The following is a 13692-nucleotide window of genomic DNA, read 5'->3' as shown; positions in this document are numbered from 1 at the left end:
TGGATATTTCATATAAAATAATCTGATTTGTAACAGCTCCGTTTATCAAATATTTTTATTAATGCTAGGTTTAAAAAAGATATTTCACCATAAATTGCAATCTTTTGCCAGTCCCTTGTGTGTCATTCACATTTGTACGCCTTGCCATTATAAATTCTACTCCGGTATTTATACTCTTTATTGGAGACCAAATCAAATTAACATGACCAGATATCCCCGCTTTCATATCATATCCTTCTTTATATTGAGATGGATCAATAGAATACCAGTTGGAATTGATATTAGTAACAAGTGTGTTTGACAGGCGGAATGCAACTCCACCGCCTAAATTATAGGCAGGCATTGTTTCTAACGTGCCTTGTGGCGTAACAATGGCAGAACTTTGCGTGCCTATTGTAGCTACAATTTGACTCCCCCAACCCTGTCCATAACTCGCCATCCATCTGAAGTAGTGTTTTTTCGTTCCAAAGTATTCTCTTCCACTAAAGCTAAATCCCCACCCTATTGCCGTAGCATTGGGCATATCGCCCAAACCATCCCAACGGAGTTGAAGGACCGAAGCACCTATCATTAATCGACCACCCCTTTTGGTTTTCTTTGTAATTCGACCGGCCAAAAGAGGAAGTTGTTGGCTAGCTTGACCAACGGTATCCCTTCCATCTATGCCCGGAAACTCAAGCATTTCAAGACCCAGCGCATACATAAACTTACTTCCAAGCTTATCTTCCCATCGAATTTGAGCTCTTCGTGTTCCGGTTAAAGCATCGCCCGCTGCGAAATCAACTGTAGCTGGAACGGCAAACAAATCGGATTGCGTACCCCATGTTCTACCAACGAGTAGTCGACCTATGACCCCATATGCGTGACGCAATCGTGGCGCCTGATTAAACGGCCCCCGATCAAGGTTGTAAAAGTCCATTTCAATAAATATCTGGAAAGGAGTCCCTGCCTCTGAGATGCTTCTAATGTCAAAGTTGAAGCGCGATTCACGGGCATGCATGTTCATATAGCCACTTTGATCGGGGCGGCCGTCTCCGGCTACGGGAACATTCTGTATTTCATATTGAAACCGATCGTATCCGCCATTAAAATCCTGGATGTAATCCAATCTTACATAGCCACCTATAGCCATACGGGCTTTGGAGCCAAATATGGGCCATGAGTTCGGGAAAGCGGCATCTACCAAATCATGTCCCGTATAATTAATAATATTATCTCTAAAATCACTAATTCGGATCGAATCATTTTCAGCCGTATTAATTGTATCCCCAGGATGCCAATCTTGTGCCTTCACTACTTTTGGAGCAAATAGCAAGATAATTAATATTACTAGTAGAGCTTGTTTCATCGAGTTATTTATGAACAAGTATAATTTTTATTGAATTTAATTCGAGCTTTTACCATGGTAATGGAACAACAGGCGAAACAGTAAAACGTATTTGATGTTGTGGACCAAATGCATCTGGTGATGCCACATAATACCAATATTGCATATTAAACTTAATAGGCATTTTACCAAAAATCACCACTTTAGTCGCACCAGTACCAATAGGTAGTGTAAATCTATTTCCTTTTGCCGCTTTGTGGTTATAGGAATATGTTGGTGTCCCCGTGATTTGCCAACCATTTCCTACACCAACAACATAAAAATATTGGCCGGAAGTAATACTTGCAGATTCGCCTCCCGCAGCTGTAGCCCAATTGTCGTCTGCAAGAATTGTAAAACTTTCCGGATCTGCATCAAGGTGATTAACACTCCATGCGTGATTTACCATTAGTCCAACTGCACCCCATTTAAACAATTGAGCAACCATCAACTCTGGACCTAATAAGGTATAATTTGATTTTAAGGCATCATTGGTTGCCGTACGAAAACTAGCAAATGCACCAATTATTCCTATGAATTTAGATGGAAACGTTTTACCTACAGCAACATCGGCGCTGATATTTCCCAGATTGACTCCCTGATTTTCAAATCCATTTGCCCCATATGTTGGTTGCGTAAAATAAAGGGGGATATTAGGTCTTACGAAAAGATTTACCGTCTTACTTAATGGTACCGGAAGGATAGGCTGAAAACCCATGGTAAAGCTATTTTGGCTTCCCGCACCAGGCAAATCTCCCTGATAATTTATATAATCAAAATTGAAGTTCATAGTACCTAAGGCAGTGTTTGGATTAGATAATTCTGCCGCTATTTCGTCTGCTGATTTTGGTTCATCGCCCTTAGTATGGTCTTCTTGTGCCTTGCCTGAAATTGCAAATACAATGAGACAAGCCATCATATAAGATTTCAATATAGATGTTTTCATTTTTTAATTTTTTTAGTTGTGATTACAAATAAGTATTTAATAAAACAATGTGCCGGGTATAGGAATGCCCGGCACACTGCTTTATAGCTTTTAATGTTTATGACCTTTTTCATTGGCGAAGTCGCAACAAGGAATCCCACCGCCGAAATCGATCGGGGAGGCATAGAAGGTATTGTTCCACCCCTCGATGGTGAGCGGCTCAAATTTGCTCTTAACTGGTTCGAAGCGGATCGGCTGCCCAGGATTCACGCCTTTCAGTGGTTCCTGATCTTTCATGACAAGGGTTCCGTTAACAAGCACATGAAGGATTCCTGAAGACGGAAGTGCTCCGTTTGCGTAGGTCGAATTGTCTCTGACGGTTTCAGGATCGAAAATGGTAATATCGGCCACCATACCTTCCTGCATCCGTCCGCGAACCTGCATGGACTTCAAACCCATCTCACCCAGCGGCTTTGCATAATTGTAACTGGTCATGGATACGGCCTGCATCAGCGGGATATCGTTTTCTCTGGCAAGGCGAAGCACTGTGGCAAAAGACCCGGAAGTCCGCGGGTGGGTATTGGGCAGATCTTCATAGGGCGTGTCCCAGGTCAGGTTGTCGTCTGGGATCATTGGCATGCCGTCGCTGCCAATGGCAACACCAGGCATTTTGATCCAGTCAACAATAGCCGATTCCGGGATCTTGTAGACAAGCACGAGGCGTGTGGGTTCCTTTTTAAGCATCTCCTCACGCGATTTCTGGGTGTAGAACTCACCGGTTGCCACATCTTGTATGGTTTCCTCATATTTGTTGCCCAGGGCATTCACCCAAACTTCGGGTTCAAGAAATACGGCATTTAAAGCTGTTGAACCCGCAGCGTATGGATAGATTTCGCCCCAGACGTTGTAACCCCGTTCCCGTATCCGCATCAAAAGCTCATGCACCATATTGTATCCCGGATTGTTGAAATGGGCGGCGATGGCCGGTGTCCCTAATGCCGCCGCATTTGCGAGCATCTCCTGGATACCGTTGACTTCGCCGGTATCATCGCCCGGTGTATAGCGGAAATGCATACTGATAAAGCGGCCGTATAGCCCGCCCAGCTTTTGCAGTTCGAATATCTCGCGGGCCGAGACCCCCGCGCGCATGTAGCCAACGGTAGAGCCGATTCCAAGTCCTCCCTGCTGTAAGCCTTGGTCAATCAGGGCAAGGATCTGGTTACCCTGCTCCAGGGTCGGCCGGGTCTTTGACCAACCCTCCTTTGTGAGACGGGATTGGCCAGCGTCGGGACTGTAGAGATATTTCCAATCGGTAAAGCCGTCCAACACCTCCGCCCGCGCAAATTCGTGAGCCACCGCCACACCAAAATTCACCGGTGCTTTTCCTTCTCGTCGCTTGTACCACTCGTCGAGCTTTGGCCCGTGAGCGCCGATCTCGGTGTCCAGAAGCGTCGTACGACCGTCGCGTAGCATCAACCGGTATTGATAGGGCTCAATACAATGTTGGTGCCCATCGATAAATCCTGGCGCCACGACCAAACCTTTCGCATCAATACTTTCTTTACCATTAATAGTGGCTTCGGTTATGATGGCAATTTTACCATCTTTAACTCCTACATTTCGAATACCGTCGAAATTGGTTTCGGGGTCCATTACTCGGCCATTAAGGATGACCACATCAAATTCCTGATTCGGATCGGCAGCTTTTTTAGTAGCTGTTTGCTGGCAGCTCGTAAAAATAAGAGCTGAAATAAATAAGGCAAAAATTGTTCTTTTCATATCTTTTAATTTAAAGTTTATTTGGTTAAATATTTATTGTTTTTTATCAAGTATTTTTCCTGCACAATTGTCATCATCAACATGAGTATCTATAAGATCTGGATTTAAGCCAATAGTATGCTCATTCAACCATTTGTTTCGATCAATTGGAGTAAATCTGCCTTTGGCTTCTATTGGGAAACGAATTTCTTTTCCCGGCTTCACAGGCAGCACTTCATTGTTTTTTACCACAATGACTCCATTTACAAGAACATAAGGTATGCCTGTTGTTGGTGTTCCATGCTCTCCAACTTTAAAACTAGAATTATCTGTAACGTTTACAGGGTCAAAAATGGTAATGTCAGCAATTTTTCCAATCTGAAGACGACCACGTTGTTTCATGGTTTCAAGACCACAATCTCCTAAATGTTTGGCCGGCCAGTAACTCGCTTGCGCTATGGTAAACATAAGTGGGATTCCTTGTTCACGTCCCATTCTAAAAACAGCACCACGTGAGCCAGAAGTTCGCGGATGACCACGATATTCAGACCAATCAGCATCCCATGGTAACAATTTACCGTCAGCACCAACACCAGCCATGGCATCAGCTGCTATAGTCATGTGAGGAATTGCCAACCAATTATTCATCCATTCTTTTCTGTAAGGAAATTCAACCACAACAGAGCGACCAGGTTCTTTTTTCATCAGTGCCGCATAGGTTTCGTTGGTAAGGTATTTGTCATCAATAGGGTCGTAGATGGTTTCTTCGTATTTGTAACCACGTTTTTCTACCCACTCAGCAGGGGTCAAGAAAGCTGCAGCTATCGTTGTTGACCCTGCAGCGTAAGGATAATATTCTGACCACATATTCAACCCTTTATCTCTAGCCATTTGTAATTTTTCCTCAATTTCCCACCAGCCATAATCATTGTTATGCGCCATTAATAATGGAGCTCCTACTAACATTGCATTGGTAAACACCTCATCAAAGGCGATTGGAGCTTCAGTAGGTGTTTCCGATAAAAGATGATACCTGGAGTGAACAGATGTAAGGCGACCATAATTTCCAACCACCTTTTGAGCTTCAAAAAGTTCGTAACTACTAAGTCCAATTGCCATATATGCGATGGGAGCAGCAAGACCAATGGCTCCTTGCCTTAAATCTTCATCCAATAGCTGCATTATTTTATTCATGTCCTCGATTGTGGATATCGTCTCTGCCCATCCTTGAACACCATCTCCAAAAGCTTTTGCAGCATAGGTTGGTAAAGTCGAAAAGTCGACCGGCACGCTCAATTCAGCATCAGGATCATGCACAGCCATTCTATTATATAGTAAACTAGCAGATGAACCGTAGTTCACCTGCCAACCCGTTTTTGCTTTCTCAGCGTACCAATCTTTTACATTGAATGAACCCGCTTCAAGATCCATACCGGTAGTAACACCATCTCTTAACGCCATCTTACTAGCAAAAACATCCATTGCATGGTAGTGAGTGTCTATAAAACCAGGCGCAACTACATGTCCTGTAGCGTCAATGGTTTCTTTTCCTTTGATTTGGGATTTGGTTATGATGGCTATTTTTCCATCTTTAATACCCACATTTGCCACATCGTCAAACATGGTCTCGGGATCCATTACCCGGCCGTTTAATATGACCACATCATAGGTTTCATTTACGTTTGTTTTTTCCTGACCATATGATAAGGATATCAGGAAACTAAATAGAAAAATTAGAAGTTTTTTCATAATTTAATTTTAATTGGATTTATAATTTTTAGTGTTTGTTGACAGCTCGTAATAATAAGAGTTGAAATAAATAAGGTAAAAATTGTTGCAAATAAGAGATCAACCCAACCAGCACCCAGAAGGGCTGCAAGGCCAAGGCCAACAAAAGCATAGCCCAACATAGTAGCAAACTTTCCCCACGATGGCTGTACATGTTCAATGGCATCGATACGTGGATAGGCTTCTTTAAGCGACATTGTTTCAGTGCTATATTCCTTCAGCAGGTCACCCAGTTGGGCCAGTTTATCCAGATTGACATCTGGGGGCAATGTAGCAATAACTTCTACACGCTGAGGCGACTCAGGGGTTTCCCTTAAACCAAAAACAATTTCGGAGGGGTTTGACCGAAATACACCCTCATAGCCAAAACTTTTTGACAGGTCAACAAGAAATGATTCCAGTCGCGCTGATGTAGAGCCGTATTTATGGGCTACAACGCCTACCTTTAATATGAAACGCCATCCATCATCAAAGGAAACCTTGGAGACTACTGAGAATTTTGCTTCTATCATTTAAACAAGCTCTATTAAAGGACACTTCTCTTATTGAAGCGTCCTTTTCTGTTGAATTTTATTTCTTTTTATTCTCCATTGAGCATTTTCGCTGCGGCACGTTGAAAAGCGCCTGCTTTAAACTCACCGTAGCCATCTACAAATGGAGTCAGTGAAAAGAAGACACTTGCAAAGTCACGTTTTGGATCTACATAAATCATTTGGCATAAGTTTCCGCTTTTTGCCATGGCACCATCTTCCCAAATAAAGTCCCACTGGAGAGCATTACCCATGGCTGCTTCATTGAAATCCGCTATTGAAGTTTGAAGTTTAGCTCCTTTTGCATAACGTTCTTTATCAATATTATCATAGAATAATTTCAATAGATCTTCATCCACAATTCGCTCAGACGATACTGCATTCCAGCTTGGTGTAAACATGGCTGCGAATCTTGTATAGTCTTCTAAGGTTGCTGCAACAAAGCCAAGTGGCAACGCGAATCCTGTAGGACTCAACGGAAATAATATCGATCTTCTTGCATGTACTTTAGACCATACACGCTCTTCAAAAATGAGTCCCCAATTCTTATTTTCAACGTTTTCAGCCAACTTTGTTAAAATAGCTGTATTGATAGATGCGTAACGAAACACTTCCCCTTGTTTTTCGTTTCCGGGTAATTTTTGTTGATCCTGAGCAACTTCAAGCCAGGTTTCCAGTTTTCCGGTTGTAGCCCTTGGGCTACCTGCGCAGGCTGCAAGAAAACGAGTTACCGGTGAGTCTGGCTGTAAAATGTGTTCAATTGTTTCTTCATTATCCAGTGCGGTACACATGTTGGCTACACTGTAAACAGTTACGCCATCCCAAGCCGTGTTTTTTAATTCAGGAATGTAATCAGCGATATTTTTCTTTTCGTCAATTTTCCCTTCTTTAATCAATTGCGCGATTACAAGTCCGCAGGTAATTTTTCCAGTAGAAGAAGTTAAGTGACGATCTGAAGGGCGCATACCCGGATAGCTTTCATAAACTACCTTACCTTTGTGAATCATCATCATACCTTGCGCACGATACAAAGTATCATTCATATATTCTTCCAATGTAATATTACCCTTGCTCGTTTGTTGTCTGACATTACGGATTTCCGGACGGATATTACGTTCAAGCGGTCTGTACTCCATGCTTGGTGCAGATTCAGCCGAGTACATAAACTCCTGCAAGTGCATCGCATAGTATAAGGCATGGTCACCACCCATTTGGAAGTGAAAATTATCCCAGCTTTTACGCGCTTTATCAATCCATTCTGGAGTGAAAACATCTTTTGTTATTGCTTCACCAACGGGCAGTGTGACCCGTGCGCCTTCCACTTTTAGTGCTTTTTCGATCTGAGTGCTGGCCTGCTGAGCCACCGCTGGCAACGCAAACACCGCCAGGCAAAGAAAGGCTGAAACCTGCGCTACTTTAATGAAGTTGTCCATTTTGTTTTTCATTTTGTTTTTCATTTTATTAAATTTTTAATTAAACAATTATTTTATTTTTTCCCTGCAAACAATTTTGCAGATGTTATTAAATAACCAGGAGAATGATCAATTCCTGAAATTTCATCTGGATTAGGGGCTAAGCCATAGTATATTCCACAAAAGTCACGCTTCGGATCTACATAGATGCCTTGTCCCATATTACCATGCTTAAACATTCCTCCATCAGGAAAATAATGATCCCATTGTGCTGTATTATATAAGTTGTTGTTAGGCATAACAAAATTTATTTGTCTTGTGCCATTAAATAATAAAAGTCGTACAGAGTCCGGCTAACTTCTGCAATTGCCCGATCCCTGTCCGCCACGGATGTCTTGCTGCTGTTGGTGAACACGGCGATGGCAAACCGCCGACCGTCAGGGAGCGTGACATAACCGACGTCGTTGGCAATTCCGCCTGCGGTTCCGGTCTTGTGCGCTACGGACGCTCCCTTCGGCAGCAGCCCCTTGATACGGCCAGCGCCGGTGCGCGTGCGCGACATGACTCCCAGCAGGAACTTGCTGCTCTCGGCGCTCATCGCCGTACCACCGTCGATGGCAAGCAGGAGTTTCAGCATCGCAAGGGGCGTTGCGTGGTCGCGGGGATCCGCCTCGAAGTCCGGATTGGGATCAATCTGGGCCATCACCAATGCCGGGTTGTTTTTGATGCCCTCAGCGACAATTTCTGGCGTGGCCCCCGACAAGCCGTAGAAATCCATGAGAATCTCGCGGGTAGTCCGATCGACCCTGAAATCGTTGATCCCGAGCCGGCGCAGGTTCTTGGTCACCGCCGCTGGTCCGCCTGCCAGCCCCATACAGACGTCGGTCGCCGTGTTGTCGCTTTCCGTGATCATCACCTCTATCAGGTTCGCCACCGAGAGCTGGATCCCGGGGTGCGGGAACGTCTCGGCAAGCGCAATTACGCCGGTGACGAACATGTCGAGCGGGACTTCGACCAGTTGGTCGAGACTGAGTTCCCCCTTGTCCACGCGATCCAGCACAGTTGTGGCGATCGCCACCTTGTAGGTGCTGGCCATGGCGAAGGTCTCATCACCATTGACCGCTATGACCACGTCGCCGCCGATTTCCTGTGCAGCCACACCAATGCGGCCAACCAGCCCCTCCGAAAGTTTCTCAATCTTCTGAGAAACATCTTTCATATTTTGTTCCTGAGCAAATGCCGGTTGAACTGTAAATAATGACGCGATTATTACAGTAAATAATAGTACAATGTTTTTTTTCATGATTTTATGTTTTTAAATATTAATTAATCGTTTTCCCCGGTGGAGCGACGGAAGATCCGGTGCTGCATGCTAAGGAACGCCGGCTTTCCAGACTTGTCACGCAGCAACTCACCAACCGTTCCTTTAAAGGCACCATCTGTCATGATAACCATGTCTTTACCCGCGCTACTCATCGAAATCGGTGGAGGGTTCTTATAAATTTGGAGGTCTCCTAGTGGTTTGTACAAGCGCTCAGCCATGAGCTGGTCGTTGTCAAAATAGATTTTGTAGTCTTCATTATCCCCTAACCAAAGTCCTACGAAAGGCTCAAGGGAACTACGATCTGCAGTGATTGCAACCAAGGGTGTTTTCTCAATATCTAAATACTTTTTGAGAGCCAGTGCGATTACCGCATCGTACACTTCAATACCGCGGTCGCTGTTCGTAAGAACAACGATTCCAAATTTCTTATCTGGTGCAAACAGCATTTTGGCGGTAGCCCCTGCCGACCGACCGGCATGAAAAACGGTTCGCACACCGCCGATATCCTCAACGAACCACGTAACACCGTTGTTTTCACTCAGCTCGCCTTCGACCAAGGGACTGTGCGCCATATTCAGCAACTTTGGAGACAACAGTTGACTGCCGTCCTTGTCCTTACCGTCCATCTGAAATTTCATATACTTCATCATATCACTGACATTACTGAGTATGCCTCCGGCCGGATAGACGCTGCGCGGAAAAGGTGCAAAGCTGACCTTAGGTTCGGACGTCCCGTCATATACTCCGGCATGGCCAACAGCAAAGCGTTCTGCCATTAGTTCCGCCATGAAGAAGGAGCTGTGCGTCATGCCCAGGGGCAGAAACAACTCGTCCTTAACTTTTTGTTCATAAGATTTTGCACGGCTAACAACTTGAATGAGGCGTCCTGCAATGATGAAGTTGTTATTGTTGTAGGCCCAGACCTCGCCATAAGGTGTGCGTTGCGGTAGGAATCGAAAAGACCGCACGGCCTTCTCCAAGGCATCTTCACCCGAACTGGGATCCTCAAAGTAGTCGCCTTGCCAGCCTGTTCGGTGCTGGAAAAGGTCGATGACCTTCGCCTTTTCTGAAGCCTCTCTATCCAGGACCGAAAACTCAGGGAGATACTTCCGAACCGGGGCTTCGAGGTCGAGCTCTCCGCGTTCTGACATTTTAAGAACTACGGTGGACGTAAAAGACTTCGATATGGAGCCGATATAAAACACGGTGGCTTCAGTGACAGCCTGAGGATCGTCAACATTGGTAATGCCGAGGCCGGCCATTTGGACCTTGCCATCGTGCATGATCCCAATGGCTATACCTGGGACTTTGATCTCGTCCATGAGTCGCTGAGCTTCGCTCTTAATTTCCTCAAACCGCGTGTCCATGTTTTCTTGTGCAAATGCCTGTTGAACTGTCATCAATGACGAGACTAGTGCAATAAAAAATAGTACAATGTATTTTTTCATGATTTTTGTTTTTAAATATTAATAATTGAGTTTATCTAAATTCAGTGCCGACCTGTATCATAATCATGGACTGAACTTGTTTTGGCCCTTTAATATACTCCTCAAGGGTAGGGTTTTTACGCCCATCTAAGTTATTAAAGCTGATGTCCAATAACTCAGGATGTAAGTCCCTTTCCAGTATGCTTGTTTCTGCTTGTGACATTACCACTTGTGTTTTGAAAAATGTTGGCACAAAATTACATCTAACATGAGAGGTTATACATCATACTAAAGTCGCAAAAAGGTAGGGTTTTTAAGTTCAGATTTGCAGATTCCGGACCTTATTAAGCATGGAGGTGCGATTAGGAACCTCAAGTTTACGATAGATATTGGTTAGATGACTCTTAACAGTAACGGCAGAGATATTTAGCTCATCAGCAATTTCCTTATTTCGAAGGCCAGTTGCAATTAGTTGGATTACTTGCTGCTCGCGAAAGGACAATTCATGATATTTAGAATAGGGGACAGGCGGAAGTTCATTGTTTGATGATTTTAAACATATTCTGGACAAAAGCCTGCGGGATGTAAAGGATTGATCCACCAACTCGAACAAAGATGGCATAACCCGGTACGCCTCAATAATTGGTCGGATACTATCGTTCTTTTCAGCAAGCGTTAAAGCTTTATTAAGAGACTCTTTAGCATGTTCTTTTCTTCCAACCCGCAATAACGCCGTTGCCTTCAGAAGCTCGATATCTAAAACATGATACTTGTTGTGAAAGCTGTCCAGAAAAACTTCTACTTCGGCAAGTACGTCCAGTGCTTCCTCAACCTGTAAGACAGATCCATGGCTCACGATGATACGAATTTTGGTTAAGTCAGGCACATCCATCAACCATAAATACGGTTCATTAGTTTGCTTGTCCCAATTCATTTGAGCCCATTCTAACTCCTTGCTTCCTATTCCTTTATGAAGATTAACTCTTGCCTTTACAGAGCGTGCATATAATCGAAACTGTGAATTTTTCATTTTTGCAGTCATTAGTTCCATTGTGATAAGTAATGACTCAGCTGTTTTAGTATCTCCCTTTAGAGAATTTAATAAAATTAATCCTGCCAAAGCATCAAAATATATCCGATAATTAATAACCCCATCAAAGTCTATGACCTCTTTAAGTGACTGAGACGCTATATCCAAATTTGACATCTGAAATGCACTATTTCCAATTAAATACAAACTCCAGGCTCTCAAAATTTGCAATTCACTTTTCTTGGTGATAAAGTGAAATTTTTCAGATTCAATAACTGCATCCTTAAAATATCCGGAAAGTAAAAGAACATATATCCTGGCCTGCAATGAACGTATATGCATGAAAGATTCGTATTTAAAGTTATTATCGATATCATCAAGAAGTTTCAAAGCCAAAGTTGACCTACCCAACATTTGTCTTGTGGTTGCCATCATTAACTCTCTGCGCGCGCCAAACATACTCGTTTCGTCATGATACAAAGATTTGGATTGTTCCAGGTATTCTAAAGCTTTTTCAGGATTAGGCCTGATATAGATTAAATAATAGCCCAAATGAAATAGGTAAAGAGATTGATTCTTTGTACTAAAGTTTTCAACACCAATTGCTTCCAGTGTATCTAATAAAATAGATAACTCCTTTATTTCAAAGGTTTCCTCACTAAAATATAATTCTAATAACAGTAAATCTACATTGTTCATTCGAATTTTCTCAGGAATATTTTCTAACCACCTCTTCACAACCCACCATTCACCTACGCCGAATTTTGAGGTTGTATGCTCAATAATCAGATCGGCAGCCATCCCGAATTTTTTAGCCTTAATCGCATAGTGGATAGCTTCATCAATAAGACCCTTGCTTGCAAACCAGGAACTGATATGAATAAAGAGTGGATTTATGATGTTGGGTTCGTTTCTCTCCAGCCGCCTTCTGAGAATATCTCCAAATAAATGGTGGAACCTAAACCAGGATCCTTTATCCTTAGTTGCGATAAGGAAAAGATTCAAATCCTTCAGTTTTGCAAGGAAGCTACCCGCTTTGCCTGAATTTTTAAAAACATGGGTAAAAACTGAGTCAATGAGATCCTCATTGAATTGGTCAAATAGAGAACAGAGTTGTACTTGTTTAAAAAAATCAGGTTCCAGGTTAGCGCCAATGTGATCCACCAGAATATCCAGATCACTGGTTAAGAATCCTTTTTCCAGATTTCTATCCTCTGATATCAAAAGCGACCTTGTTTTCACAATTATTCTGATAGCCAATATCCAGCCCTCAGTTTTATTAAAAAGTTCTGAAATTTCGTCTTTCGAGAAATGGGTATTATGCTCAGTTGCCAGGAGCTCTGTAATTTCATCCTCGTTAAATCTGAGGTCTCTGATCCTAAGCTCCAGCATTTTTTGATATAGTCGAAGCTCTCGCAATTGAAGAGGAGGATCTCTCCGTGTAATGATAACCAGGTGAAAGTTGTTGATGTTTTCACTGATTATGGCGTCGATCAGCATGTGTATCTCCTTATTCCTGATCAAATGATAGTCATCCAGAATCAGCCGAATTGGTTCCTTTAACTCGTTAATTTTATTTATAATTAAATCAATAATTGATTCCCACAAAAGAAAGTTGTAATCCTGGTTCAGTTTTTTCAATTCCGGCATTTCAACTGAACTGCATTTTTCAAGCGCTGCAGCAAAATACGAAATGAAAGAAGATGAATCACTCATACTTTGATCCAAAGATATCCAACCACAATTATTTCCACACTGCTCAAGCCACTGACTTACAAGCATACTCTTTCCGTAACCCGCAGGAGCCGATATTAATATTAACGGCAGGTTTCTGTTTTTTTCTAATTTTTCAATAAGATGTGTCCTTATTAGAAAATCATTAGAAATTTTCGGCCTGTTAAGTTTCGTATGCAGCATCAGATAGAGAATTAATTAAGACATAAAACAGAATTACAATTAATTATTAAAAGTAACTAAAAGTTATTTGAACCATATCTCTAATAGCTATTGCCGGTATTTACGATTTCAATTGAAAAACAACACATTTAATTGAATGTTCAACTTTTACGTCAATTTACTGGATATTTCAGTCATACTGACCCCAAATCGGTGATATTGACCCCCCTTTAAGC

The 13692-nt window shown here is 42.7% G+C and carries 11 protein-coding genes; all 11 read right to left on the bottom strand.

Going from position 1 to position 13692, the window contains the following annotated elements; all coding sequences use genetic code 11:
* Positions 1-70 precede the first annotated feature (70 nt).
* Complete coding sequence (locus tag IH598_12725) at positions 71-1348, bottom strand: hypothetical protein (GenBank protein ID MBE0639375.1); 1278 nt, start codon at positions 1346-1348, stop codon at positions 71-73.
* A 49-nt stretch (positions 1349-1397) separates the two neighbouring features.
* Positions 1398-2312, bottom strand: coding sequence for a hypothetical protein (locus tag IH598_12720; protein MBE0639374.1), 915 nt, complete (start codon positions 2310-2312; stop codon positions 1398-1400).
* A gap of 90 nt (positions 2313-2402) precedes the next feature.
* On the bottom strand, positions 2403-4070 hold the full coding sequence (locus IH598_12715) for a hydrolase (GenBank protein MBE0639373.1): 1668 nt from the start codon (positions 4068-4070) through the stop codon (positions 2403-2405).
* A gap of 33 nt (positions 4071-4103) precedes the next feature.
* Positions 4104-5798: an amidohydrolase family protein gene (locus IH598_12710; GenBank protein ID MBE0639372.1), complete on the bottom strand. Its 1695-nt coding sequence runs from the start codon at positions 5796-5798 to the stop codon at positions 4104-4106.
* Positions 5795-6349 (bottom strand): threonine/serine exporter family protein, encoded by a 555-nt coding sequence (locus tag IH598_12705; protein MBE0639371.1) that lies wholly within the window; start codon positions 6347-6349, stop codon positions 5795-5797. Before IH598_12705 ends, IH598_12710 begins: the two co-directional genes overlap by 4 nt.
* A gap of 68 nt (positions 6350-6417) precedes the next feature.
* Complete coding sequence (locus IH598_12700; GenBank protein ID MBE0639370.1) at positions 6418-7800, bottom strand: beta-lactamase family protein; 1383 nt, start codon at positions 7798-7800, stop codon at positions 6418-6420.
* A gap of 53 nt (positions 7801-7853) precedes the next feature.
* Positions 7854-8078: a hypothetical protein gene (locus IH598_12695; GenBank protein ID MBE0639369.1), complete on the bottom strand. Its 225-nt coding sequence runs from the start codon at positions 8076-8078 to the stop codon at positions 7854-7856.
* 8 nt (positions 8079-8086) lie between these two features.
* The gene (bla, locus tag IH598_12690; GenBank protein MBE0639368.1) at positions 8087-9082 is read right to left on the bottom strand and encodes a class A beta-lactamase; all 996 of its coding nucleotides are present in this window, start codon (positions 9080-9082) and stop codon (positions 8087-8089) included.
* Positions 9083-9105: 23 nt separating this feature from the next.
* Entirely contained in the window at positions 9106-10551 is a 1446-nt protein-coding gene (locus IH598_12685; GenBank protein ID MBE0639367.1) for a beta-lactamase family protein, read from the bottom strand.
* A 31-nt stretch (positions 10552-10582) separates the two neighbouring features.
* The gene (locus IH598_12680; protein ID MBE0639366.1) at positions 10583-10753 is read right to left on the bottom strand and encodes a hypothetical protein; all 171 of its coding nucleotides are present in this window, start codon (positions 10751-10753) and stop codon (positions 10583-10585) included.
* 96 nt (positions 10754-10849) lie between these two features.
* Entirely contained in the window at positions 10850-13477 is a 2628-nt protein-coding gene (locus IH598_12675) for a hypothetical protein (GenBank protein MBE0639365.1), read from the bottom strand.
* Positions 13478-13692: the final 215 nt, after the last annotated feature.

This window comes from Bacteroidales bacterium, assembly GCA_014860585.1.
GTDB lineage: Bacteria > Bacteroidota > Bacteroidia > Bacteroidales > 4484-276 > RZYY01.
This window is presented reverse-complemented; position numbering and strand designations above follow the sequence as displayed.

What these genes read in the sequence shown, in the direction of transcription:
- IH598_12725 (MBE0639375.1), bottom strand. Translation starts at nt 1,348, where the DNA reads ATGAAACAAGCTCTACTAGTAATATTAATTATCTTGCTATTTGCTCCA.
- IH598_12720 (MBE0639374.1), bottom strand. Translation starts at nt 2,312, where the DNA reads ATGAAAACATCTATATTGAAATCTTATATGATGGCTTGTCTCATTGTA.
- IH598_12715 (MBE0639373.1), bottom strand. Translation starts at nt 4,070, where the DNA reads ATGAAAAGAACAATTTTTGCCTTATTTATTTCAGCTCTTATTTTTACG.
- IH598_12710 (MBE0639372.1), bottom strand. Translation starts at nt 5,798, where the DNA reads ATGAAAAAACTTCTAATTTTTCTATTTAGTTTCCTGATATCCTTATCA.
- IH598_12705 (MBE0639371.1), bottom strand. Translation starts at nt 6,349, where the DNA reads ATGATAGAAGCAAAATTCTCAGTAGTCTCCAAGGTTTCCTTTGATGAT.
- IH598_12700 (MBE0639370.1), bottom strand. Translation starts at nt 7,800, where the DNA reads ATGGACAACTTCATTAAAGTAGCGCAGGTTTCAGCCTTTCTTTGCCTG.
- IH598_12695 (MBE0639369.1), bottom strand. Translation starts at nt 8,078, where the DNA reads ATGCCTAACAACAACTTATATAATACAGCACAATGGGATCATTATTTT.
- bla (MBE0639368.1), bottom strand. Translation starts at nt 9,082, where the DNA reads ATGAAAAAAAACATTGTACTATTATTTACTGTAATAATCGCGTCATTA.
- IH598_12685 (MBE0639367.1), bottom strand. Translation starts at nt 10,551, where the DNA reads ATGAAAAAATACATTGTACTATTTTTTATTGCACTAGTCTCGTCATTG.
- IH598_12680 (MBE0639366.1), bottom strand. Translation starts at nt 10,753, where the DNA reads ATGTCACAAGCAGAAACAAGCATACTGGAAAGGGACTTACATCCTGAG.
- IH598_12675 (MBE0639365.1), bottom strand. Translation starts at nt 13,477, where the DNA reads ATGCTGCATACGAAACTTAACAGGCCGAAAATTTCTAATGATTTTCTA.